Annotated in this window: 22 protein-coding genes; 3 read left to right on the top strand and 19 right to left on the bottom strand. The window is 59.2% G+C overall.

The annotated features are described in order from the left end of the window. Position 1 precedes the first annotated feature (1 nt). From Q1B27_RS23205 to Q1B27_RS23225, 5 genes are read right to left on the bottom strand one after another with little or no spacing between them, the layout of a single operon-like run. The gene (locus tag Q1B27_RS23205; protein WP_299852081.1) at positions 2–394 is read right to left on the bottom strand and encodes a PTS fructose transporter subunit IIA; all 393 of its coding nucleotides are present in this window, start codon (positions 392–394) and stop codon (positions 2–4) included. Next, positions 391–1329, bottom strand: a complete 939-nt coding sequence (gene rapZ, locus Q1B27_RS23210) for an RNase adapter RapZ (protein WP_299852085.1) — start codon at positions 1327–1329, stop codon at positions 391–393. Before rapZ ends, Q1B27_RS23205 begins: the two co-directional genes overlap by 4 nt. Positions 1330–1341: 12 nt before the next feature. Continuing rightward, entirely contained in the window at positions 1342–1782 is a 441-nt protein-coding gene (locus tag Q1B27_RS23215; RefSeq protein ID WP_299852088.1) for an HPr kinase/phosphorylase, read from the bottom strand. Positions 1783–1797: 15 nt separating this feature from the next. After that, entirely contained in the window at positions 1798–3471 is a 1674-nt protein-coding gene (locus tag Q1B27_RS23220) for a sensor histidine kinase (RefSeq protein WP_299852168.1), read from the bottom strand. Positions 3472–3506: 35 nt separating this feature from the next. Further along, positions 3507–4208 carry a response regulator transcription factor gene (locus Q1B27_RS23225; RefSeq protein WP_299852091.1) on the bottom strand — a complete coding sequence of 234 codons (702 nt, stop codon included), beginning with the start codon at positions 4206–4208 and terminating at the stop codon, positions 3507–3509. A 375-nt stretch (positions 4209–4583) separates the two neighbouring features. Here Q1B27_RS23225 and Q1B27_RS23230 point away from each other — a divergent pair, with 375 nt between their 5' ends. Next, positions 4584–6182 (top strand): phosphoenolpyruvate carboxykinase, encoded by a 1599-nt coding sequence (locus Q1B27_RS23230; protein WP_299852094.1) that lies wholly within the window; start codon positions 4584–4586, stop codon positions 6180–6182. A gap of 83 nt (positions 6183–6265) precedes the next feature. Here Q1B27_RS23230 and Q1B27_RS23235 read toward each other — a convergent pair whose 3' ends face one another. The 3 genes from Q1B27_RS23235 to Q1B27_RS23245 all read right to left on the bottom strand — a co-directional run bounded on the left by Q1B27_RS23235 (position 6266) and on the right by Q1B27_RS23245 (position 9418). Beyond that, entirely contained in the window at positions 6266–7516 is a 1251-nt protein-coding gene (locus Q1B27_RS23235; RefSeq protein WP_299852097.1) for a hypothetical protein, read from the bottom strand. A gap of 399 nt (positions 7517–7915) precedes the next feature. Further along, complete coding sequence (locus Q1B27_RS23240; RefSeq protein ID WP_299852100.1) at positions 7916–8299, bottom strand: hypothetical protein; 384 nt, start codon at positions 8297–8299, stop codon at positions 7916–7918. A gap of 243 nt (positions 8300–8542) precedes the next feature. Beyond that, entirely contained in the window at positions 8543–9418 is an 876-nt protein-coding gene (locus Q1B27_RS23245; protein ID WP_299852104.1) for a 3-hydroxybutyryl-CoA dehydrogenase, read from the bottom strand. A gap of 163 nt (positions 9419–9581) precedes the next feature. On the opposite strand from Q1B27_RS23245, the gene Q1B27_RS23250 reads away from it, so the two are divergent. After that, positions 9582–10415: a DUF6473 family protein gene (locus Q1B27_RS23250; RefSeq protein ID WP_299852107.1), complete on the top strand. Its 834-nt coding sequence runs from the start codon at positions 9582–9584 to the stop codon at positions 10413–10415. 65 nt (positions 10416–10480) lie between these two features. Here Q1B27_RS23250 and Q1B27_RS23255 read toward each other — a convergent pair whose 3' ends face one another. The 8 genes from Q1B27_RS23255 to Q1B27_RS23290 form a co-directional block, all read right to left on the bottom strand. Next, on the bottom strand, positions 10481–11407 hold the full coding sequence (locus tag Q1B27_RS23255; RefSeq protein ID WP_299852110.1) for an FAD-binding protein: 927 nt from the start codon (positions 11405–11407) through the stop codon (positions 10481–10483). Beyond that, positions 11407–12165 carry an electron transfer flavoprotein subunit beta/FixA family protein gene (locus Q1B27_RS23260; RefSeq protein ID WP_299852112.1) on the bottom strand — a complete coding sequence of 253 codons (759 nt, stop codon included), beginning with the start codon at positions 12163–12165 and terminating at the stop codon, positions 11407–11409. The genes Q1B27_RS23255 and Q1B27_RS23260 overlap by 1 nt, the downstream gene beginning before the upstream one ends. Positions 12166–12392: 227 nt before the next feature. Further along, positions 12393–13994 carry a BCCT family transporter gene (locus Q1B27_RS23265; RefSeq protein ID WP_299852115.1) on the bottom strand — a complete coding sequence of 534 codons (1602 nt, stop codon included), beginning with the start codon at positions 13992–13994 and terminating at the stop codon, positions 12393–12395. 32 nt (positions 13995–14026) lie between these two features. Beyond that, complete coding sequence (locus tag Q1B27_RS23270) at positions 14027–15190, bottom strand: extracellular solute-binding protein (protein WP_299852120.1); 1164 nt, start codon at positions 15188–15190, stop codon at positions 14027–14029. 445 nt (positions 15191–15635) lie between these two features. Further along, entirely contained in the window at positions 15636–16208 is a 573-nt protein-coding gene (locus Q1B27_RS23275) for a cob(I)yrinic acid a,c-diamide adenosyltransferase (RefSeq protein WP_299852122.1), read from the bottom strand. A 1-nt stretch (position 16209) separates the two neighbouring features. Then, a complete protein-coding gene (locus Q1B27_RS23280; RefSeq protein WP_299852125.1) occupies positions 16210–16419 on the bottom strand; it encodes a twin transmembrane helix small protein in 210 nt (69 codons plus the stop codon). Positions 16420–16508: 89 nt separating this feature from the next. Beyond that, positions 16509–17336, bottom strand: a complete 828-nt coding sequence (locus tag Q1B27_RS23285; protein ID WP_299852133.1) for an SDR family NAD(P)-dependent oxidoreductase — start codon at positions 17334–17336, stop codon at positions 16509–16511. 36 nt (positions 17337–17372) lie between these two features. Then, the gene (locus Q1B27_RS23290) at positions 17373–17966 is read right to left on the bottom strand and encodes an SH3 domain-containing protein (RefSeq protein WP_299852135.1); all 594 of its coding nucleotides are present in this window, start codon (positions 17964–17966) and stop codon (positions 17373–17375) included. A gap of 139 nt (positions 17967–18105) precedes the next feature. Here Q1B27_RS23290 and parC point away from each other — a divergent pair, with 139 nt between their 5' ends. After that, a complete protein-coding gene (gene parC / locus Q1B27_RS23295; RefSeq protein WP_299852171.1) occupies positions 18106–20409 on the top strand; it encodes a DNA topoisomerase IV subunit A in 2304 nt (767 codons plus the stop codon). A 51-nt stretch (positions 20410–20460) separates the two neighbouring features. Here the strand turns inward: parC and Q1B27_RS23300 are convergent, their stop codons facing one another. From Q1B27_RS23300 to Q1B27_RS23310, 3 genes are read right to left on the bottom strand one after another with little or no spacing between them, the layout of a single operon-like run. After that, a complete protein-coding gene (locus tag Q1B27_RS23300) occupies positions 20461–21318 on the bottom strand; it encodes an alpha-1,2-fucosyltransferase (RefSeq protein ID WP_299852137.1) in 858 nt (285 codons plus the stop codon). Further along, positions 21311–22069 carry a glycosyltransferase family 25 protein gene (locus Q1B27_RS23305; RefSeq protein WP_299852139.1) on the bottom strand — a complete coding sequence of 253 codons (759 nt, stop codon included), beginning with the start codon at positions 22067–22069 and terminating at the stop codon, positions 21311–21313. The genes Q1B27_RS23300 and Q1B27_RS23305 overlap by 8 nt, the downstream gene beginning before the upstream one ends. A 3-nt stretch (positions 22070–22072) precedes the next feature. Continuing rightward, a complete protein-coding gene (locus Q1B27_RS23310; RefSeq protein ID WP_299852142.1) occupies positions 22073–23515 on the bottom strand; it encodes an aldehyde dehydrogenase family protein in 1443 nt (480 codons plus the stop codon). Between the last annotated feature and the right edge of the window lie 90 nt (positions 23516–23605).

Raw genomic sequence — 23605 nt, forward strand, 5'->3', positions numbered from 1 at the left:
ACTATTCCGCCGTCACATTATGACTGTCTATATATTTACGGCCCGCATCCAGCGCCGCCCGTACCGCCTCGGGCACGGTCAGGTGGCGGCTTTTGGCCAGTTTGATCAGCATTGGTAGATTGGCGCCGTAAAGGATGCGGCGGTTTTCCGGGGCACAGGCCCGCAGGGACAGGTTTGATGGCGATCCACCAAACAGATCGACAACGATCACCACCCCTTCGCCGGTATCCACCTCATTGGCGGCGATACAGATCTCGGCCTCTTTCGCCGCGCGATCATGGTCGCCCTCGATGGTTATTGCCCGAGAGCCCTGCTGATTACCTACTACATGCTCGATCGCGCGCAGATATTCGCGGGCCAACCCGCCATGCGCCACGATCACGATACCGATCACCGCTCCGTCACTCCTTGCTCATCCCCAGGGGCCCCCAGGCCCGTACGCGCATTGGCCGGACCCTCGGCCCGGCGCTCCAATTCGCGATGCCTAATTGACACCTGCCAGCGACCCTCCGCAAGGGCCTTGGCCAATGTTTCTGCCATTGCGACGCTGCGATGTTGCCCGCCAGTGCAGCCAAACCCGATCGACAGGTAGGCCTTGCCCTCGGCCGCATAGGCCGGCAGCAGCAATTCGGCCAGATCCAGAACTTTTGCGCGAAACGGCTCAAACCGTACATCCTCGCGAATATAGGCCGCCACCGCGTCCACGCGCCCGTCCAGAGGGCGCAGGGCTTCCTCCCAGTAGGGATTGCGCAGGAACCGGCAATCCAGCACCATGTCCAGCCCCCGGGGCAATCCGCGCTTGTAGGAAAAGGACTGGACCGACACCGACAGGCTGGTGCCCGGCCGGGCCGCGAACCAGCGTTCCAACTCGGCCCGCAGATCACGAGGCGCCATCTCGGACGTGTCGATCAGGATGTCTGCGCGTGCCCGGATCGGCACCAGCAGATCAAATTCGCGCGCGATACCGATATCGGGCGTTTCCGCCGGAGCCAGCGGGTGGCGGCGGCGGGTTTCGGAAAAGCGTCGCAGCAGCACATCGGCACTGCAATCGAGATACAACACCTGCATCGGCACCGGGCTCATCCCGCTCATGCCATCGATCACCTCGATCAGCGCATTGGTAGAGAAATCGCGGTTGCGGGTATCAATGCCAAGCGCCAGCGGCTTGTCCGGCACCGGCCCGGCCAGCAGCCGGGGCAGCAGCGACAATGGCAGGTTGTCAATCGCCTCGAACCCCACATCCTCAAGTGCCCGAATGGCCGAACTGCGCCCGGCGCCGGACGGGCCGGTCACAAGAACAAGGCGGTTGGCGGCTTGGGCCGACGTCATGACAGGGTTCCTTCAGGCGATACGTCCATGTTTTAGATATGCCAAGATGGCCACAGGGAAATGGGGCATGTTAACTTTTCTTTGCAAGGGCAAAATCACCCCCAGAAGCTCGGTTTCGCGCAAAGGCGGCAGGCGCTCGGTCTCCTCGACCGTCATGTCGATGATCAGCGCCACGGGGGTCGGCCCCGCTGGGGGCGCCGCCAGAATGCCCACACCGCGCGCTTCGATCTGGCCGCGCAGGCTGTCGGGCGCCTCTGCGATCACCTGGTCGCCCCTGCGCCGGATTACGGTGCGGTCATCGGCCACCAGCCGTGCACCCATCGCGATCATCTGCAGTGCCAGCCCCGATTTGCCGCTGCCTGCGGGGCCCTGGATCAGGGCCGCCCGGCCCGCATGGGCCACTGTGGTTGCATGGAGTGGGGAAGTGTCAGGCGACGCGCCGGGAACAGCCACCGCCGCGATCCCGGATCAGACCGGCAGGCCCACGACGAAACGCGCGCCCAGCGGATCCGAGGTGATATCGGCATCGGTCGGGCGGATGTTTTCCGCCCAGATCACGCCGTCATGGGCTTCGACAATCTGTTTCGAGATCGCCAGGCCAAGGCCGGAATTATTGCCGAAATCACCCTCCAGCCGTTCCGAATAGAAACGCTGGAACACCTTCGTCAGCGCCTGATCGGGAATGCCGGGGCCCGTGTCTTCGACCACGATCAGCACACGGTTTTCGCGCTTGCGGGTCCACAGGCGGATCGCGTCGCCATCCTCGCAAAAGCTGATGGCATTGGTGATCAAGTTGACAAAGACCTGCGCCAGACGCCCCTCAAGCCCGGTGATGACGATGGGCTGATCCGGGAAATCGGTGATGAAATCGATGCCCTTCTTGCTGGCCTCTTCACCCAGGTAATGCCCCAGATTGCTGAGCATGCCGATCAGGTCAAAGGCTTCCTGTTCTTCCTTGACCAGTTCGCTGTCCAGCCGCGAGGCGTTCGAGATGTCGCTGACCAGACGGTCCAGCCGACGCACGTCATGTTCGATCACTTCCAGAAGCTTTTCGCGCTGGTCGTCACGCTTGGCCACACGCATGGTGCCCACGGCGCTGCGCAGGCTGGCCAGTGGGTTCTTGATCTCATGCGCCACGTCTGCGGCGAATTGTTCGTTGCTGTCGATCCGGTTGTACAAGGCCGAGACCATGCCGCGCAGTGCCCCGCTGAGCCTGCCGATCTCGTCGGGCCGGGCGGTCAGATCCGGGATGCGGATGCGGCCCGAACTGCCATTTGATTGCTTGCGGTCACCGCCGATTTCCGCCGCCGACGCCAGATCGGCCAGCGGATTGGCGATGGTCGAGGCCAGGATCAGGCTGAGGCCGACACTGACCAGCGTGGCAATGACGAACATCTGCAACACGCGTTCGCGCTCTGACGATACCAGATTGTCAATCTCGCCCGAGGCGCTGACCAGCGCCACGACGGCAACGGGCGTGTCGCCACGCATCACCGGTGTCGAGACCGAAAAAACCGTGCCCTCATAGACGTCGCCCGAGGCAACCTGCGTACCCTCCGACAGCGTCAGGCCGACCAGTGCGCGGGCCTGTTCCTCGATCGAGGGGGGCACCTGCTTGGTGGTAAAGGACGAAAACGGCGCCGATACCAGGTTCCAAAGCTCCGACAGTGCGTCGGTGATGACCGTGGGCCGTGTCTCGGGATCGTCGCCGCGTTGCGATTCACCAACGATATGTCCGGCAACGCGACCGCTGGGATCGAATACATAAACCTCGATGCCGGACCTGATATCAAGCTCTTGCAGGGTTTCGCCCACATCGACGCCATCCCCGGTCACCAGGTTGACCGGCGCGTCCGCGGGCAATTGCGCCTCGAACACATCGGCGATCAGTTCCACCTCGCCGACAAGGCTGTTGGCGCGTTGCAGCGCCAGGCTGTCGCGTGAAGAGTTCAGGTAGAGGATACCCGCCACCAGAACATTCAGGGCAATCAGGTTGAAAGTGACGATCTTGCGCGTCAGCGAGGATTCCCGCAACGAAAACAACCGGCGCCGCTCGCGCCGGGACCGCAGCTCATGCTCGACATTGTCGGGCGCCACGAAATCGTCGCCCAGAACAACATCACCGTCCCTGTGTGGGGTCAGATCGCGCACGTTCGTCCTTTCGGCCAGAGCCTCACCTATTCTTCGTTGTAGCGGTATCCGATACCGTAAAGCGTTTCGATCGCCGAAAATTCATCATCGACCATCCGCAGTTTCTTGCGCAGGCGCTTGATGTGGCTGTCGATCGTGCGGTCATCCACATAGACCTGATCGTCATAGGCGACATCCATCAGCTGATCGCGCGATTTCACGAAGCCGGGACGTTGCGCCAGCGCCTGCAACAGCAGGAATTCGGTGACGGTCAGTGAGACATCCATCCCCTTCCACGTCACCGCGTGGCGCAGCGGGTCCATCCGCAGATCGCCGCGTTCGATCACCTTGGTTTCTTCGGTATCGCCGACAACATCACCGGCCACCGCATCCTGACGCCGCAGAAGCGCGCGAATGCGTTCCACCAGCAGCCGTTGCGAGAACGGTTTCTTGACGTAGTCATCCGCGCCCATGCGCAGGCCCAGAACCTCGTCAATCTCGTCATCCTTGGAGGTCAGGAAGATCACCGGCATCGATGATTTCTGCCGCAGTCGCTGCAGCAGGTCCATGCCGTCCATCCGCGGCATCTTGATGTCCAGAACTGCCATGTCGGGCAGCTTCTTGCTGAACGCGTCAAACGCCTGTTGGCCGTCGTTATAGGTTTCCACTTCGAAACCCTCAGCCTCGAGGGTCATCGAAACCGATGTCAGAATATTCCTGTCATCGTCCACAAGGGCGATTTTTGACATTGGGGGTTTTCCTTATACTGCTCTTGTTGCCTGTTTTTTTCTTTCACTATGCGCTTTTTCGCTCTTTACAATCAATCCCAAAGTGCGAATCACCCTTTTTTACTGTCTCAATTGGGACACAAACCTTTTAGGAATGACTAAATAGACTCACTTTTCATTTCAGGCGTGGGCGGGTTTTGCACGTTGCGCGCCATGGTTGCGCTAACTTCCACTTGGTTGCGCTAACTGTGCCAAACCGTCCTGTTCAATCCGGAAACCGTCATGTTAATAGGCGCGCAAACGGCGGTATACATCGCCACACCGGCGCCATTTTTGGCACGTAGATTCACGCGCAACCGCCCGTCGGGCGATACGCCTACTAGGAGCAAGACACATATGACATTTGGACGGGTAAACCCGCAATTCCGGCTTGAAGATCAGGGGATCGAGGGCCTGGGCAATGTCACGTACAACCTGATCGAGCCGCTGTTGATCGAAATCGCGCTGAAAAACGGCGAAGGTCATCTGGGCCGTGGCGGGGCGTTTCTTGCGACCACCGGCAAATTCACCGGACGGTCACCCAAGGACAAACATGTCGTCAAATCCGACAGCGTCGCCGATACGATCTGGTGGGAAAACAATGCCGCCATGTCGCCCGAAGGGTTCGATGCGCTCTATGACGACATGACCGCCCATATGAAGGGCCGCGATTATCACGTGCAGGATCTGGTGGGCGGGGCTGATCCCGCGCATTCGATCAATGTCCGTATGGTCACCGAACTGGCCTGGCACGGGCTTTTCATCCGCACCATGCTGCGCCGCCCTGACCGCGAAGACCTGGACGACTTCATCGCCGACTTCACCGTGATCAACTGCCCCAGCTTCCAGGCGGACCCCAAAAAGCACAATTGCCGCTCCGAAACCGTGATCGCGCTCAACTTTGACCGCAAGCTGATCCTGATCGGCGGCACTGAATATGCGGGCGAGAACAAGAAATCGGTCTTTACGCTGCTCAACTACCTGCTGCCCGAAAAAGGCATCATGCCGATGCACTGCTCGGCCAACCACGCCAATGGCAATGCGGTCGATACGGCCGTGTTCTTTGGCCTTTCCGGCACCGGCAAGACCACCCTCAGCGCCGATCCCGCGCGCACGCTGATCGGCGACGATGAACATGGCTGGTCCGATCGCGGCACCTTCAACTTCGAAGGTGGCTGCTATGCCAAGACCATCAGCCTCAACCCCGAGGCCGAGCCGGAAATCTACGCCACCACCACCAAATTCGGCACCGTCATCGAAAACATGGTCTATGACCCGGAAACGCTCGAGCTGGATTTCGAAGACGATTCACTCACCGCCAACATGCGCTGCGCCTATCCGCTGCACTATATCTCGAACGCGTCGCAAACGGCCATCGGCGGGCACCCCAAGAACATCATCATGCTGACCTGCGATGCGTTTGGCGTGCTGCCTCCGATTTCGCGGCTGACACCGGCGCAGGCCATGTATCACTTCCTCTCGGGCTTCACCTCGAAAGTGGCCGGGACCGAGCGCGGCGTGACCGAACCCGAACCCACCTTCTCGACCTGCTTTGGCGCGCCCTTCATGCCGCGCCGCCCCGAGGTGTACGGCAACCTCCTGCGCGAAAAGATCGCCAAGCACGGCGCGACCTGCTGGCTGGTCAATACCGGCTGGACCGGCGGTGCCTACGGTACCGGCAGCCGGATGCCGATCAAGGCCACCCGCGCGCTGCTGACCGCCGCCCTGGACGGATCGCTCAACAAGGTTGAATTCCGCAAGGATGAAAACTTCGGCTTCGAAGTGCCCGTCGATGCGCCCGGCGTACCCACGGTGCTGCTGAACCCGCGCCGCACCTGGGACAAACCCGACAGCTATGACCGTCAGGCGGAAAAACTGGTGCAGATGTTCGCCGACAATTTCGAGCAATACCTGCCCTTCATCGACGAAGACGTGAAGGCCGCCGCCATCGGCTAAGTCCCGGATACCGGGCCGACCAATCCCGACCAATCCAAAAGGGTGCGCCGCCATGGTGCGCCCTTTTTTAATGCGCCGGGGTCTCACAGGATGATTTCGCTGTCCCGCCAGGCCTGCGCCACCTTTTCGGGCTCTCCCAGATCCAGGCTCAGCTGCGCCCGCAAGGCGGTGTTGTGTCGTTTCCGGTCTGCCTTTGCCTGCGGCTTCCCGGGGACGTCCTTGCTTTTGACGATCATATCCCAGTAAATCTCGCTTTTCTGACCGGTATAGGTATCCTCCCAATAATACCCGTATTTGACGACCGCTGGATAATCCTGCGTCAGGACCTTGGTCTTGATCTTCACCATCTGGCAGCGCGTGCTGACGATCTTGTTGAAAGTATCCACCACGTTCTGCGCATAGCGTTGGGCGTATGTTTTCTCCTCTTCGGTCAGCTCTGCCTCCTGACCGGGGTTGTCGCGCTTCACGATCTGCATTTCCTGCCGCAATGCCAGATGCACCGCCCCGGCCACCAGAAACACCTGCAATCCCGGCATGCGGAATTTCTCTTCCAGCAGGGTGGAAATCTGGCGGTGAAGGTCCATGGATTGCGTCCGCAAAAGCCGCAATAGCTCCGCCGGTTTTTCGCCGCCTTCCTTGATTTCCACATATTCGTACTTGAACCAGGTGCCGGTGCCGTTCACCGCGCCGCTGATCAAGGCGATATTCTGTTCCGTCAGTTCCTGCCTGACGATCTTTTTCAGTTCCGCATAAACCTGCTGGAAATAGCTGGGCGGTTGCGGCGGAAACACCGCGCCAAAGGCCATCGCACCCAGTTTCTCAAGCAGCGCGATGCCAAGTTGCTTGGCCAGGTCCGAAACCGGGTCCGGGCCGCTTTGCAACCCGACGGCCACCGCCTGACATGGTGCGGGGTCCTGAATTGGCACTTCGCTCAGCGCCACCGCCTGCGCATCGACGACAAGGTTGGGGAAGGCATAGAACAACTCGGCCATATTGGTGACGCGGTGCAGGATCGGTGTCCCGCTTGGATAGGCGCCATGATCGGCCGTGAGGTAGGTAAAAAGCTCATGCTCAACGGTCTCTCCCGCGGCCAGTTGCGCCTCCTCTTCCAGATGGTCCAGCGCGCAGGTCTTGCGCGCGTCCACCTGCCGTTGCAAGGCGCCGGACAGCTCCGGAATATCGGCTTCAGCCGCCAGCGGAAGCGTCCCGCCGTGGCCTTTCGCCAATGTCTCTGACACCTCTTCCAGAATGTCTTCGGGGGTGAAGCGCGCGATCTTATCCGCAATATAGCTTTTGGGATCGCTGGCCTTGATATCTCCAAACAGAATGAACATCCGACTAAACCTTTGTTGTTAATAAATGCCGCCAGAGTAATCTTTCTGCCCGTGTCGTGACAATGTTTACCCTGTCCGGTGGTCTGGCCCTTCGCACGCGGCTTGCCCACGTCGAAATTCACCCCGGTCGCCACAGCTACGCCGAGGGATCGTGACCTGATGACCCATCTCACTCGTGCGGCAGGCAGTGATCGCCAACTGATCTTGAATTTCCGGGCCAAAGCGCAGCCCGATGATCGTCACCATTGGGAATGCCTGTATTGGGAATGTCCGTGCCACCTGGGCAGGCGCAGCCCTACGGCAAACGCACCTGTCGCGTCGGTATTGCGGGGGATAGATAAGCCCCGATCCGGTGCCGTGCGACCAGCCGATATTGGCCAGTCCGCCAAGGCGGCTGATTCAGTTCGCGGAGAGGACCCAGTTGCCGCCGGCATCCTTGCAGCGGCGCGAATAGTATCTGATCTGGGGCTCGGATTTGGTCTTCGCCAGATGCCGGAAGGTAACGCAAGGGCCCTGATCTTCGACCTCAAGTATTTCAACAACGCCTTCCGCACCGCTTTTGGCGTTCGACCATTTTTCCGTCTCGCCCACCGCGACGCCTGATTTCGTGTAAAGCGTTGCGGCGGCATTCTTCGCCATCTCGATATCTTCGGGGGTCATCGCCGCATCCCGGAAAAAATGCGCGTATTGTGCCAGCGACGATGTCGCCAGCCCCAGAACGAGGCATCCCGCAACGACGCCGTTTGTCAGGGCTGATCTGGTTTTCAAAATAATCTGCTTCATCTGAGATGACCTTTCGATCTGAATGACGGAATTCTGTTTGATCTCTGATACATCATTAAAAGCGAAAGGCAATTCTGCCATTCGCCGATTGGGGGTGTCACTGGTCGCGCATTGCGATGAAAATCCGCTTGGATTTCCGGCGAAACGTACGGCCCGTACGGTCGTTTGGCAAAACACCCGGATTTCCGTACGTTTTGGGCGTACATTCCGTACGCTTTGTACGTTTTGGCTTTGGTCAGCGCCTCAGCGCGTCGGCACAGGCTCTTCGCCGCGATAGTCATAAAAGCCACGACCGGTCTTGCGGCCCAGCCATCCGGCCTCGACATATTTCGTCAGCAGCGGGCAGGGGCGGTACTTGGTGTCCGCCAGCCCGTCATGCAGCACGTTCATGATCGCCAGACAGGTATCCAGCCCGATGAAATCCGCCAGTTCCAGCGGGCCCATCGGGTGATTGGCGCCCAGCTTCATCGACTGGTCGATCGACTTCACGTTGCCCACGCCTTCATAGAGCGTATAGACCGCCTCGTTGATCATCGGCATCAGGATGCGATTGACGATAAAGCCCGGGAAATCTTCAGCAGTGGCTGATGTTTTTCTTATTTTTTCAACGACTTCCATGCAGGCGTCAAAGGTTTCGCTATCCGTGGCGATACCCCGGATCAGCTCGACCAACTGCATCACCGGTACCGGATTCATGAAGTGGAAGCCCATGAATTTCTCGGGCCGGTCGGTGCGGCTGGCCAGACGCGTGATCGAAATCGACGAGGTGTTGGAGGTCAGGATCGTGTGCGGTTGCAGATGCGGCAGCAGCTCGTCAAAGATCGCCTGTTTGACCGTTTCCCGCTCGGTCGCGGCCTCGATTACCAGATCGGTCTTGCCAAGGTCTGTCAGGGTCAGCGTATTGGTGATACGGCCCAGTGCGGCGTCCATGTCGGCCTGGCTGATCTTGTCGCGGCTGACCTGGCGCTCCATGTTATTTGTTATTGTTTCCAATGCGTTATCCAGCGCGTCCTGGCTGATATCTGTCATCAGAACATCGTATTCCGCCAGCGCCATCACATGGGCAATCCCGTTGCCCATCTGTCCCGCCCCGATCACACCAATCGTCTGGATCGCCATTTCGAACGCCCTTTCACGTCATTTGCCGCCAACATAGGCCCGCCAAGGGGCCAGCCGCAAGGGCCGGAGATCGTTAAAAACTGTGGTGAATTCGCGCATTAGAGAATTATCAACGGCTTTCACCGAATCCTGCCGCCGGGTGAGATTAATTTGGTGGGTAAACATGGCCTATGAACGACTGGGGGATAGCCCTCTTGACTATCTACCGTGTCGCTACACGGGATCGAAACTTTCCTTTCGCGGTCCGCGCCGCAAACTGGAAGGGCGCTATGCCGCTTTTCTGGGCGGCACCGACACTTACGGGAAGTTCATTGAGCAACCGTTTCCCGCGCTGATTGAGGCGCGAACCGGTGTGAAATGCGTGAATTTCGGCTGGCCGAACGCCGGCGTCGATGTCTATCTGAATGATATCGGAGTGCAATTGGCAGCCCGCAACGCGCGCCTGACAGTGTTGCAGGTGCCATGTGTCGCCAACATGACCAACCGCTTTTATTCGGTACATCCGCGCCGCAACGACCGGTTCCTCGAAGCATCGGGCACACTGCGCGCCATGTTCGGAGAAGTCGATTTCACCGAGTTCCATTTCGTCCGGCACATGCTGCACCGCCTGCAAACCGTCTCGGAAGGGCGCTTTGGCACGGTGCGCGAGGAGATCCAGACCGCCTGGGTTTCGCGCATGCAACTTCTTCTGCAAAAGCTTGAGGGCGATGTCGTCCTGCTATGGATGTCCGCCCGCAAGCCCGAGGAGGATGCGGATCAGACAAATGTGGCCTACGATCCCAGCTACGTGACACGCGAAATGATCGAGAGCTTGCGCAGCAAGGCCACTCAACTGGTTGAAGTGACCGCGAGCGACGCGGCACAAGCCGAGGGTACAAAAGGCATGCGTTTCAGCGATCTTGAGGCCCCGGCCGCGCAAGAAGTGCTTGGTCCGACAGTGCATTATGAGGTGGCCGATGCGCTGGCCCCATTGATTGCCGAAGTGGTCGGCTCATAAGAAAAGGCCCGCCGATCTGGCGAGCCTTCTTTAGCCTTGGGCAAGTGGCGTTACACCACGCTTACTTACAGTTTTTCGGTCAGTTCCGGCACCGCCTGGAACAGGTCTGCCACAAGGCCGTAGTCAGCAACCTGGAAGATCGGTGCCTCTTCGTCCTTGTTGATCGCAACGATGACTTTCGAATCTTTCATACCCGCAAGGTGCTGAATCGCACCCGAGATACCAACAGCAATGTATAGATCAGGGGCAACCACCTTACCGGTCTGACCCACCTGCCAGTCGTTCGGCGCAAAACCGGAATCCACCGCGGCGCGCGACGCACCCACAGCAGCACCCAGCTTGTCGGCCAGCGCTTCGATGATCTTGAAGTCGTCTTCCGAACCAACGCCACGGCCACCGGATACGACCACACCGGCCGAGGTCAGCTCGGGACGATCACTTGCGGCAACCTTGTCTTCGACCCATTCGGACAGCCCGGGGTTATCCGTGGCCGAAATGGTTTCAACCGAGGCAGAGCCGCCTTCACCAGCCGCGTCAAAGGTCGACGTGCGGAAGGTCACAACCTTCTTGGCATCCGACGATTTTACGGTCTGGATCGCGTTGCCCGCATAGATCGGACGCTCGAACGTGTTGCCGTCAACAACGCCGGATACGTCCGAGATCACCATCGCATCCAACAGCGCGGCTACGCGTGGCATGACGTTCTTGGCGTCGGTTGTGGCCGGGGCAACGATATGCTCGTAATCACCTGCCAGCGACACGATCAGCGCCGCGGTCGATTCCGCCAGGCGGTGACCCAGGCTTTCGTCTTCAGCGACCAGCACCTTGGACACGCCATCGATCTTGGCGGCGGCTTCACCAGCAGCAGCGGCAGAACCACCACAGCAGAGCGCTGTCACATCACCCAGTTTGCTTGCGGCAGTCACGGCCTTTGCGGTCGCGTCCATTGCCAGTTCGCCATCGGTTACTTCGGCGAGAAGAAGAACAGCCATTATACAGCCCCCGCTTCTTTGAGTTTCGCAACAAGCTCGTCGACCGAGCCTACGATTTCACCAGCCTTGCGCGCTTCGGGTTCGTCGGTCTTGACGATTTCCAGACGCGGGGTGACATCGACGCCGTAATCGGCCGCGGTTTTCTCATCCAGCGGCTTTTTCTTGGCTTTCATGATGTTCGGCAGCGAGGCATAGCGCGGCTCATTCAGGCGCAGGTCAACCGTGATGATCGACGGCATCTTGACCTTGATCGTCTGCAGGCCGCCGTCCACTTCGCGGGTGACCAGGGCGTTGTCGCCATCAATGTCCAGACCTGATGCGAATGTCCCCTGCGACCAACCCAGCAGGGCTGAAAGCATCTGACCGGTGGCGTTCATGTCGTTGTCGATCGCCTGCTTGCCGGCCAGAACAACGCCGGGCTGCTCTTCTTCGACAATCTTGGCAAGGATCTTGGCAACTGCCAGCGGCTCGATGTCGGTGTGCACATCATCGGCGGCCACAACCAGAATGGCGCGGTCCGCACCCATGGCCAGCGCCGTGCGCAGGGTTTCCTGGCTCTGCTTGACGCCGATCGACACGGCGATCACTTCGTCGGCCTTCCCGGCTTCTTTCAGGCGGATGGCCTCTTCGACTGCAATCTCGTCAAAGGGGTTCATCGACATTTTGACATTGGCAAGATCGACACCGCTGCCGTCCGCTTTGACACGGACCTTCACGTTATAGTCGATCACGCGTTTGACAGGTACGAGCACCTTCATTGGCATGGTCTCCGTTAAAATGAGGGAGAGCCGTTTTCACGACTCTCCAGAAAGCTCTCTGGCGCGTTGATACAGACTTGTTAATCCGGGAAACAGGGTAAAATCGTCACGTTTGCGTCCCGCGACGTCGCGTTTCCGGTAGGGATGATAAAAAAATGCGGATTTTCCCAAAAAATAAAGGGGCGGCACGGGCCGCCCCTCGTGGTCTTTTTTGTGTTGCTTCAGGATCAGCGGTTGAGGAATTCGAGGTCGTATTTGTCCTCGACATCCGGCACCGGATGATCCTCGTGCAGCGAATGGATGATGCCGTAGATCATGAAGAGCAGGATGACCGCAATCGGCAGCCCGGCCACGATCGACGCTGTCTGAAGGGCGCTGAGGCCCCCGGCCAGCATCAGCACACCTGCCACGATCCCCGAGGTCAGGCCCCAGAAGATGCGGAACTTGACGGGAGGATGCTCATCGCCCATCGACAGCATTGTGCACATCACCAACGTCCCCGAGTCCGATGATGTCACGAACCATGAGATCAGCAGGATCGTGATCAGCACCGTGATCGGATAGGTCAGGAAATCATATCCGAACCCGGCGACAGTCTGGAACACGCCCGCGGCGTAATCATTGTTCACCGCATCGACGACACCGGCGTTGTAGAACAGATCCACACCGGTGGCCGCGCCGCCAAAGACACCCATCCACAGCATCACGACCGAAGTCGGGATCAGCAGAACGCAGAAGCAGAACTGACGGATGGTGCGGCCCTTGGAAACCCGCGCGATGAAGAGACCCACAAACGGGCACCACGCGATCCACCAACCCCAGTAGAAGATGGTCCACCAACCCTGCCATTGTACCTCGGGATCGCCATTGATCCAGAAGCCCATCGGAATGACGTTCCACAGGTAATCGCCAAAGCCCGAGATCGTAATGCCAAGCAGGAATGCCGTTGGTCCCAGGATGATGAAGAGGATCAGCAACCCGATCGACGCCATAACGTTTGCCTCTGACAGGATACGTACGCCTTTGCCAACACCGGACGCCGCCGAAGCGGTGCCAAGGCAGGTGATGATCGCCACAAGGATCAACTGGTTGGTCTGGGTATTCTCCATCCATCCCAGGTTTTCCAGACCCGCCGCAATTGGCGTGACCCCAAGACCCAGCGATGTGGCCAGGCCGAAGATCGTACCGAACACGCCGATCAAGTCCACCAGATGCCCCCAGGGCCCAAAGATCCGGTCCTTGAGGACGGGATAAAGCGCTGTGCGCAATGTCAGTGGCAGATCGCGACGGTATGAGAAATAAGCCAAGCTCAGCCCGACCAGCACATAAAGCCCCCAGCCGTGGAAGCCCCAGTGGAAGTTTGTCACCGTCACGGCAGAGATCGCCGCGTCCACGCTACCGGCTTCAGCGCCCGCGCGTTCCATGAACGGGCTGCCCTGAATGTGGTACATCGGCTCGGCCACACCCCAGTAGATCAGGCCCGATCCAAGACCGGCGCTGAACAGCATGCAGATCCAGGAAAAGGTGGAAAAATCCGGTTCGTCGTCATCCTTGCCCAGCTTTACATCGCCAAACCGGCTGACCATCAGCCAGAAAACGAAGAAAAGCGCGGCATTGACCACAATCACATAGAACCAGTCCATCGTGCCGATAATGAAATTCTTACCGGCGGCAAAAACTTCGGACGAACGTTCGACGTCCATGATTGTATAGCCGACGAACCCGATAATCATAAGCATCGACAGGATGCCCATAAGGGGGTTCATACCCTTGAAAAGGCCCGATTTCGCAACAAGATTGTCGGGCGTTGGTGTTGTTTGATCACTCATCTTTTATAACCTCTATGTCCTGTTCAATCGGCCTAGCGAACCGTGCCCGACGCGCCTTGACGCGCACCCGCTGACATCCAGATGTCAAAGGCTTCTTCCAGTCGGGCATGATTTTTGGCCCACCATGCGGCATCCGATTGAATGCTCAGCTTGTCTTCGTAAGCCGGACCATTGGGAATTTGCGCCAGGGTATCGTCGCTGAGCCGGGACAGGGACGATTTGCGTGTCGGCCCGTTCGGCAGGAAACCCACCATGTTGGCAAGCGAATTGGTGCTGCTTGCGTAACGGATGAATTCGACGGCCGCATCCTTGTGGCGGCTGCCCTTGGGGATGCCGAAGAGATCCAGTTCGATCACGCGCCCATCCATGTTGACAGTGAAATCCGCACCCTCTTCCTTGGACGCCGTGGCACCGGTGGTTGCCCAGATCATCGACATCACGACTTCACCGCCGTTCAGCATCCGGACAGGTTCACGCCCGGCTTGCCAGGTTTGCAGCCCGGACCGGATGTTTTCCATCTTGTCAAAGGCGCGCTCCACACCCTCGGGTGTCTCAAGCGTGGCATAGACGTCATCGCGGGCGACGCCATCGGCCATCAACGCCCATTCCATGATCACCGTCGGATCGTCACGGATGGCGCGGGCGCCGGGATAGGTGTCATTGTCGAAGAAATCCGCAATGGTCGAGGGTGGATTTTCAGGAAAGGCCGATTTGCTGTGGGCGAAGGCGGTGCCCCAGACGATCACACCGACACCGCAATCGTTCAGTGCCCCTTCGACGAAATCGTCCTTGGCAGGCGTTCCATCGGCGCCCGCAGGCAGGTCGATATCGGAAAGATTTTCCAGCAAGCCCTCTTCACAGGCCCGCAGCGAATCTGCCTGCGTCAGGTCAACGACATCCCAGATCACATTCGCCGATTCCACCTGATCGCGTATTTCGCCGATGCCGCCATTGTAATGCTCGACATTGACCCGCGATCCGCTTTCGGCCTCGTAGGGACGGACAAAGCCCAGCATCTGGCTGCGCATGTAGGGTCCGGTCCACGAGGTAAAGGTAATCTCAGGCTTGGCGATCGACATGGTGCCGGACAAATCGACGGTACTCTGCGCGCTGACTGCCACAGGTAGCGCAGTCACCGTCAAAAGTGCACAGAGCATCCGTGCATTCACAGATGACCTGATTTGACAAAATTTCATCTTAGTCCTCCCTGGTTCAAAGCTTCTCCCAATTCGTTTTCTCACTCAAATAATGTCCTTTGAGCGGTTGGGATGTTATCAAGGTCAAATTTCAGAAAAGCTGAATCCGACTTCAGCAAAGCTTGAATTGGATTGCCTACCCCCCGACCAAAGAAATCGACGCAAAATGATGGAAAACCGACATTACGCAAAAAGTTAGCCAGGGTTTCTTGGTATGCCGCGGTATTCTGAAGCTTGAAAAGACGGGAAGGCCGTCGCGACCTAAGCAGCGCTTGACTGCATTTCAGCAGCGCTTGAAATGACAAGGAAATTTATCTGCAACACCGATTGCAATGCGGTTGCCAAAGCGTGTCCTTAGACCCGCCGCCCTCGGCAATTCGGGTTGGATCGACATCCCGGAACCCTGCGCCTTGGGCGCTGATCCTTCGACCGAATGGCGGCGTTCTTAGCGGTTCGCGCCCGGAACCCACAAGACGTCTGCACGACCGTCATCGTTGGCCATGCGGGCAGCGACAAAGAACCAGTCTGACAACCGGTTGAGATATTTTACCGCCGCCGGATTGACGCTTTCCATTGTTGCCAATTCAACCGCCAACCGTTCCGCGCGGCGGCACACCGTCCGACACAGGTGCAGATATGCCGCCAACCCTGTTCCGCCCGGCAGGATGAAACTGCGCAGCGGTTCCAGTACCTTGTTCATCGCGTCGATCTCGGCTTCCAGCCGCAAGACCTGCGTGTCGCTCATCCGTAGCGGCGGGTATTCGGCCTCGGCGTCCTTTTCCATATCAGGTCGGCACAGGTCAGCCCCCAGATCGAACAGATCGTTCTGAATACGTGCCAGTGCCGCATCGACGTCACCAACTGCGTGCAGCCGGGCCATCCCGACAGTCGCATTCACCTCATCGGTGGTGCCATAGGCGTTTACGCGGGCCGAATGTTTGGCAACACGGCTGCCATTGCCCAACGCGGTTTCCCCGGCATCCCCGGTCTTGGTGTAGATCTTGTTCAAGACAACCATGTCACTGTCCCGTCTGTCTGCGGATGAATACGAATAGTAGGATCAGCACGACCGCAATGAATTGCGCCCCGATGCGCCAGCGCATGATCTTGTTGGCGTGCTTGCGGTTGAATTCACCGCCTTTGCCGAATGTCAGAACACCGAAAAGCAGGATACCGGCAACGGCAAGGCAGGCAATTGCCACGATATAGAAAAGCGGATCATCGGCCATTTTGGGTCCTTCGCGGCTGGTCTGTGCGCCCATGTAGGCGGAGCGGCGGGAAAAGCAAAAGTGTAATCATGACGCAGCCCGGGTTTCTCCTAGGATTTCGAGAGCACCCAATCCAGCGCACGTGCAGGCAGAACGCGCCTGAGCGTGCCCATGATATAGGTGGGCGGTGTCACATAATATCTCGGTCGTGGTCGTCTGGCCTCGACCGCATGTATCAACTTTTTCGTCACCGTCGAAGCAGGCCATTGCGGTCCACCGCTGCCTCCCTTGTAAAGCTGGTCCAGCAGAGAGGCGCGGTATTCATCGGCGCGCGCCGAGTTTTCCCAATCGACCCACTTTTCGAACTGCTTCGCAGCATTGGCTCGGAACGATGTTTCAATCGGTCCCGGACCGATGACCGAGACGTGAATGCCGGTTCCAGCCATTTCCATTCGCAACGCATCGCTAAGCCCTTCAAGGGCAAACTTGGTGGCCACGTAGGCCCCGCGCCATTTCATCGACACCAACCCAAGCACCGAAGAACACTGAACAATCCGGCCATGGCCCTGCGCGCGCATCACCGGGATGATCCGTATGGTCAGGTCGTGCCAGCCGATCAGATTGGCCTCGAATATCGAACGCAGCGCATCCGTGGGTACATCTTCGACCGGCGCCGGGATGGCATATGCGCCGTTGTTGAACAGCACGTCCAACGTGCCGCCTGTCGCCTCAAGAACTTCGGCTAGGGCTGTCTTCATCGTTGCCTCGTCCTGGTAGTCGAGCAATGGGCTTTCCAGCCCTTCCGCTATCAGTCGGTCGCAATCGGCCTGTTTGCGGCAGGCTGCAAAGACCCGCCAGCCCCGCGACCGTAATTCATGCGCCGCGTCATAACCGATGCCGGATGAACAGCCTGTGATCAGGATGGATTTCTGTGTCATGCCGCCAGCTATGGCGCGGCAGAAAGATTGATGCAATCAGTTTGCAGCCGCCGTGACCAGCCAGTCCGCCATCCAGCCCACCTGCTCGGTCCTCGCGACGCGGATTTTCAACCAGCCTTCGCCGGGGTTTTCCAACACTTCGATCTCGTCCCCTTTGGTCAATCTGCCAATGGCCAGATAGAAGGTGCTGGGGCCGTCCCGCATGTTGACAGACGTACCCGTGACAAGGCGCAAATCGGCCAGCGTTTCAACCTGATCTGCAATATCCTCATTCAGGTCGGGAACCTGTGTCAGGGTGTCAGCCTTCTGTGGATCGGATTCAAAACTTGGCTCCGACAGCTCTTCCGGTGCGACCGAAGCAAGCGTGATTTCAAAAGTGCCGGTTTTCGGCAGATCAAGGTCATTCGGCGATGACAGCGCCCGCGTGACCACGGCCTCATCCTCGGGAACCGGCTCCGGCTCTGCGGTTTCGGCAATCAGAATCGAACCTGGACGCGCCAGCGGACGGATATCATCAAGTTTGGCGCGCGCCTGAATAGATTGCACACGCGGTTCGTAGTCAGCGCCACCGCTGAGCACGTAAAAAGACCAGCCAAGAAAGGCGAAAGATACAAGAATAAAGCGCCACATCGCGCAACCCCTATTTACCATACAAAATTAGCAGCACAGACAGCATATACGATTCCATCCTCTGAATCATGGGAAAAGCATAAAGATTTCCCACCTAACCCGCTTTACGGGCGAATTTGGCTTGGGTATCACAGCATCTATGAATGAAACGCTGGACGACCCCAATATCGGCCCCGAAACAATAGCTGAGCCCTTGCGCCGTGCGATTGGCGAAAGGTACCTGACCTATGCCTTAAGCACGATTATGCACCGGGCTTTGCCCGATGCGCGCGACGGGTTGAAGCCAGTGCATCGCCGAATCCTCTATGCAATGCGCGAACTGCGATTAAGTTCCACAGGCGGGTTCAGAAAGTCGGCCAAGATCAGCGGCGACGTGATGGGTAACTACCACCCGCATGGCGATGCCGCGATCTATGACGCGATGGCCCGGCTGGCGCAGGATTTTGCCGTGCGTTATCCGCTGGTGGACGGGCAGGGGAATTTCGGCAATATCGACGGTGATAATCCCGCCGCCAGCCGTTATACCGAGGCGCGGATGACCGCCGTGGCCGAGGCGCTGCTCGAGGGCCTCAACGAAAACGCGGTGGATTTTCGTGACAATTACGATGGCACGCTGACCGAACCGGTTGTGCTGCCCGCGACCTTTCCAAACCTTCTGGCAAACGGCTCCTCGGGGATTGCCGTGGGCATGGCGACGAACATCCCGCCGCATAATATCGCCGAGCTGTGCGATGCCTGCCTGCACCTGATCAAAACGCCGGATGCGCGCGATGATACGTTGCTGAAATACGTGCCCGGCCCTGATTTCCCCACCGGCGGCGTGATCGTTGAGCCGCCCGAGAATATCGCGCAGGCCTATCGCACCGGGCGCGGATCGTTCCGGTTGCGCTGCAAATACGAGGTCGAGGATCTGGGCCGTGGCCAATGGCAGATCGTGGTCACCGAAATCCCCTATCAGGTGCAGAAATCCAAGCTGATCGAAAAGATTGCCGAGCTGATTCAGACCAAGAAAATCCCGATTCTGGGCGATGTGCGCGATGAAAGCGCCGAAGACATTCGCCTGATCATCGAGCCGCGCTCGAAGAATGTCGAACCGGATGTGCTGATGGGCATGCTCTATCGCAATTCGGATCTTGAGGTGCGATTCAGCCTGAACATGAACGTCCTGATCGACGGGGTGACGCCCAAGGTCTGCTCGATGAAGGAGGTGCTGCGCGCCTTCCTCGATTTCCGCCAGGAAGTACTGATCCGCCGCTCGACCCACCGGATGGAAAAGATCGACCACCGGCTGGAGGTGCTGGAAGGGCTGGTCGTCGCCTTCCTCAATCTCGACCGGGTGATCGACATCATCCGCTATGACGAAGACCCCAAAGCTGCGCTGATGCGCGAGGATTGGTCAAAAACCCATGTCCGCGCCAGGGACGAGGCCGATTATGTGCCACCGGCACCCGGTGAGGGCGAGTTGTCGGAACTTCAGGCCGAATCCATCCTCAACATGCGCCTGCGCAGTTTGCGGCGCCTGGAAGAGATGGAGCTGTTGCGTGAACAATCCGAACTCATTGAAGAACGCGACGGGCTGGCGCGCCTGCTGGATGACGAAGCCCTGCAATGGGAGACGATCGCGGATCAGCTCAAAGAAGTGAAAAAGAAGTTCGGCAAGGATTACGAATACGGTGCACGCCGCACCCAGTTTTCCGAGGCGGGCGAGGTTGAAGAGGTGCCGCTGGAGGCGATGATCGACCGTGAACCCATCACCGTGGTCTGCTCCCAAATGGGCTGGATCAGGGCGATGACCGGCCATATCGACCTGACCCGCGAGTTGAAATTCAAGGATGGCGATGCGCCGCGTTTCCTGTTCCACGCGGAAACCACTGACCGCTTGCTGGCCTTTGGCTCCAACGGACGCTTCTACACGATCAGCGCCTCCAACCTGCCCGGTGGGCGTGGCATGGGCGAACCGCTGCGCCTGATGGTCGATCTGCCGAACGAGGCCGAGATTGTTGACCTGTTCATACACCAGCCGGGGCGCAAACTGCTTGTCGCATCCAGTGCCGGTGACGGCTTCATCGTGCCCGAAGACGATGTCCTGGCGCAGACACGCTCGGGCAAGCAGGTGCTGAACGTCAAGGACGGCGTGCGCGCGCATGTGTGCCAGCCGGTGACGGGTGATCACGTGGCCTGTGTGGGCGAAAACCGCAAAGTGTTGGTGTTCCCGCTGGATGAACTGCCCGAAATGGGCCGGGGCAAGGGCGTGCGGTTGCAGAAATACAAGGATGGCGGGCTGAGCGACGCCACCACCTTCACGCTTGCCGAAGGGCTCAGCTGGCTTGATCCCGCCGGCCGCACCCGAACCGAGACCGAACTGGCCGAATGGACCGGCAAGCGCGCCAGCGCCGGGCGCATGGCCCCACGCGGCTTCCCAAGGGATAACACGTTTACCTAAGGGCCGGTTCAGCGGCAGAACGACGCTCAGGCGCCGATCAATGCCCGCCGCCTAAAGCCGCAACCAGTCCTCGGGGCAGATATCGGGGTTCGAAAGCGCATCTTTAGCGAACCAGTCTTTCGGGGCAACGACGCGCTTGCCGGGAGTGCCGTTCAACCACGCGCCCCACCACGAGAAGGTGGAGTTGGCAATCACGTTATGGGCACAAAGCGACATCAGATGCAGGTCGAAATGGCCGGTTTTCTCGTCATTGAGGTCGACGAAAACACTCTCTTGTCCCAGATCCAGATTTTCGCGCGCCCAGGCAGGATCGTTGGACACCACGAAACAGGTGAGCGGCCCGTCGATCTTTTCCGCCAGCAGGTCAGTTGCCGCACGGTAATAGGCGGGTGAACAGGCGGCATAACTGCCAGAGGACACGTAATCTCCGCGCCGGACATGCAGGGCAACGGGATTGGCGGCAGAGGCGATCTGCTCGGCCATGTCGGCATTGGCAGGGTTGAGGGCGGTGGTAAAGGTCAGATCCTGACGCAATTGGTCGATGATCGCGTCAAAGTATTTTTGCGACTGCCAGTAGCCATGCAAATAGGTGCCTGTCGGCAGATCAAAGAAAGCCGGATCAAAACCCAGGCCACGTTCGCGATGAAACGCGGGATTGCGCCCGAATTTGCGCCAGAAAGCGTAGCGCAAGGCGCCGTCCGACTTGGCCGGGGGCAGATTTGCGTCGCGGCTGAAACGGGCGTTTTCAAAGTGGCTAAAGCAATCGCCTCGCTCTGCACTGCCCGCGACATAGCGCGAATCCAGCACCAGATCGCAGCCCAGATGATCAGCCAGCGCGCGCCCGGCGGCATATTGGAAAAGCTGGTTACCCGCCCCGCCAAAGAGGCGCGAGATGATGCGATCAGCCATGCAATCCACCCTCGGCCGACGCCTCGCTATGGCGTGACAGCCGTTTGACCGCGCTGCGATAGCGGGTACGTGAAATCTCGCGTTTCAGTTTGTCCCAAATGGGTTTCTTACCCCCTTGAATGGTCGATCCGTCCAGCGTGTCGGCGATTTCCAGCACGCCCGACGGATAGATCATCGCGGGGCGCAGGCCGGTAAACCAGTGGCTTTGCACAAAAGTGTCCACGGGACGGTCGATGACCTGCGATCTGTCCAGCAGATGTTGTGCGGCCTCGATGCTGACCATCTGCGCGGTCGTGCGCAGCCCGCCCTGTTGCGGCACGGTCAGGGTGCAGCCCCCCGTCGTGTCGATCAGCAGTTTCGGGTCTTTCGGCGCGCGGGTCTGGAACTGGATATAGCCCAACTGGTCAATATACTGGCTGGCCATGTCAAGCGCGGTGTCGAACAGGTCGGGATCAAGCCCGGCATCGTCCTCGATGATAAAAGCCGCGGGCAGACCACGGCGGACAATCTCGGCCCACATCTGTCGGTGACTTAGAAAGCACCCGATCTCACCGGTCTTGAGAGGAAACGGGTAGGGCGGATCGAACACTTGGTCGCGGACCAGCGTTGAAAGGTCCGAGGATGAAAGCGTCGATCCGTCGACGGCTGGCCAGATTTCGCTGGCCAGACCTGAGTTATCCCTGAGATCATGCGCGTTTGCCCGCCGCTTTTCCGCGCGGGTCAGATGCAGGACAAAGGCGCTGAGTTGCATGGTTCAGGCGCCCGGTGTCCAGCCCGAGACCGCCTTGACCTCGACAAAATCCTCGATACCCCAGGTGCCGCCTTCGCGCCCGTTGCCCGATTGCTTCATGCCGCCAAAGGGCGAACCTGCGGCGCGGCTCTGGCCGTTCATCTCGACCATGCCGGATCTGAGGGCGCGAGCCAGCCGGTTGGCGCGTGCCGGATCGCTGGTCTGCACGTAATTGGTCAGGCCATAGGGCGTATCATTGGCGATCGCGATACCGTCCTCTTCGCTGTCAAACGGCGTGATCGACAGGACCGGGCCAAAGATTTCCTCCTGCGCCACGGTCATGTCGGGCGTGACGTCGGCAAAGACCGTGGGCTTGACGTAGAACCCCCGGTTCAGCCCGTCGGGCCGCCCGGTACCGCCAGCCACCAGCCTGGCGCCTTCGTCGATGCCCTTCTGGATCAGGTCCTGGATCTTGTTGAACTGCACCTCGTTCACCACCGGCCCCACATGGCGGCCTTCGTCATGGGCCGACCCGACGGTGATCTTGCCCGCAACCTCGGCAGCGGTTTCGACCGCCTGATCGTAGATTTCACGCTGCACCAGCATGCGGGTGGGGGCGTTGCAGGACTGGCCGGTGTTGTTCATGCAATGCAGCACGCCGCGTTTGACGGCCTTTTCATCGGCATCGGCAAAGATCAGGTTCGCCCCTTTCCCGCCCAGCTCAAGGCTGACGCGTTTCAGCGTGTCCGCAGCAGCTTTCGAGATCAGCTTGCCCGCGCGCGACGAGCCGGTAAAGCTGACCATGTCGACATCCGGGTGCGCGGTCAGCTGGCTGCCAACGCCCGCGCCGTCACCATTGACCAGGTTGAAAACACCCGGCGGCAGCCCGGCCTCATCCACGATCTCGGCAAAGAGAATGGCGTTGAGCGGTGATTCTTCCGACGGTTTCAGCACCATCGTACAGCCTGCAATCAGGGCGGCGATGACCTTGAGCGTGACCTGGTTCATCGGCCAGTTCCACGGTGTGATCAGGGCGCAGACGCCGATCGCCTCATGAATGATGCGGTCGTTGGGCGCATGATCGCCCAAAGGTGCATCGAACTTGTAATCCTTGGCGGCGGTGATGAAGTTCTGGATGTGCCAGCTTCCCGCGCCAACCTGCTGCTGGCGCGACATGTCGATGGGCGCACCCATTTCAAGGCTGATCGCCTGCGCCATCTCCTCGGCCGTGGAGTTATAGACCGCAAGGATGCGTTCGGCCGCGGCGATACGCTCAGCCGGGGGCGTGGCCATCCAGCCGGGAAAGGCCGCCTTGGCGGCGGCAACGGCGGCATCGGTATCGGCTTTTCCCCCCAGCGAAATGATCGCACAGGGCTCTTCCGTGGACGGGTCGATCACGTTGTGGTCGTTTGCTACGCTGGGGGCGACCCAGCTACCGTTGATATAGAAATCGCGTTTTTCGATCATGGTTGACCTCCGTAAATTTTGCGGCACTGTGTCAGGGGACAGGCGGACCTGCAAGGTGAGAAGTTAGCCGAGTCGGGCAATTTGATCAAA

The organism is uncultured Roseovarius sp., from assembly GCF_947489715.1.
Classification (GTDB): Bacteria; Pseudomonadota; Alphaproteobacteria; order Rhodobacterales; family Rhodobacteraceae; genus Roseovarius.

Coding starts and splice junctions, on each gene's coding strand:
- rapZ (WP_299852085.1), bottom strand. CDS start 1,329: ATGACGTCGGCCCAAGCCGCCAACCGCCTTGTTCTTGTGACCGGCCCG.
- Q1B27_RS23225 (WP_299852091.1), bottom strand. CDS start 4,208: ATGTCAAAAATCGCCCTTGTGGACGATGACAGGAATATTCTGACATCG.
- Q1B27_RS23230 (WP_299852094.1), top strand. CDS start 4,584: ATGACATTTGGACGGGTAAACCCGCAATTCCGGCTTGAAGATCAGGGG.
- Q1B27_RS23235 (WP_299852097.1), bottom strand. CDS start 7,516: ATGTTCATTCTGTTTGGAGATATCAAGGCCAGCGATCCCAAAAGCTAT.
- Q1B27_RS23240 (WP_299852100.1), bottom strand. CDS start 8,299: ATGAAGCAGATTATTTTGAAAACCAGATCAGCCCTGACAAACGGCGTC.
- Q1B27_RS23245 (WP_299852104.1), bottom strand. CDS start 9,418: ATGGCGATCCAGACGATTGGTGTGATCGGGGCGGGACAGATGGGCAAC.
- Q1B27_RS23250 (WP_299852107.1), top strand. CDS start 9,582: ATGGCCTATGAACGACTGGGGGATAGCCCTCTTGACTATCTACCGTGT.
- Q1B27_RS23255 (WP_299852110.1), bottom strand. CDS start 11,407: ATGGCTGTTCTTCTTCTCGCCGAAGTAACCGATGGCGAACTGGCAATG.
- Q1B27_RS23260 (WP_299852112.1), bottom strand. CDS start 12,165: ATGAAGGTGCTCGTACCTGTCAAACGCGTGATCGACTATAACGTGAAG.
- Q1B27_RS23265 (WP_299852115.1), bottom strand. CDS start 13,994: ATGAGTGATCAAACAACACCAACGCCCGACAATCTTGTTGCGAAATCG.
- Q1B27_RS23270 (WP_299852120.1), bottom strand. CDS start 15,190: ATGAAATTTTGTCAAATCAGGTCATCTGTGAATGCACGGATGCTCTGT.
- Q1B27_RS23275 (WP_299852122.1), bottom strand. CDS start 16,208: ATGGTTGTCTTGAACAAGATCTACACCAAGACCGGGGATGCCGGGGAA.
- Q1B27_RS23280 (WP_299852125.1), bottom strand. CDS start 16,419: ATGGCCGATGATCCGCTTTTCTATATCGTGGCAATTGCCTGCCTTGCC.
- Q1B27_RS23285 (WP_299852133.1), bottom strand. CDS start 17,336: ATGACACAGAAATCCATCCTGATCACAGGCTGTTCATCCGGCATCGGT.
- Q1B27_RS23290 (WP_299852135.1), bottom strand. CDS start 17,966: ATGTGGCGCTTTATTCTTGTATCTTTCGCCTTTCTTGGCTGGTCTTTT.
- parC (WP_299852171.1), top strand. CDS start 18,106: ATGAATGAAACGCTGGACGACCCCAATATCGGCCCCGAAACAATAGCT.
- Q1B27_RS23300 (WP_299852137.1), bottom strand. CDS start 21,318: ATGGCTGATCGCATCATCTCGCGCCTCTTTGGCGGGGCGGGTAACCAG.
- Q1B27_RS23305 (WP_299852139.1), bottom strand. CDS start 22,069: ATGCAACTCAGCGCCTTTGTCCTGCATCTGACCCGCGCGGAAAAGCGG.
- Q1B27_RS23310 (WP_299852142.1), bottom strand. CDS start 23,515: ATGATCGAAAAACGCGATTTCTATATCAACGGTAGCTGGGTCGCCCCC.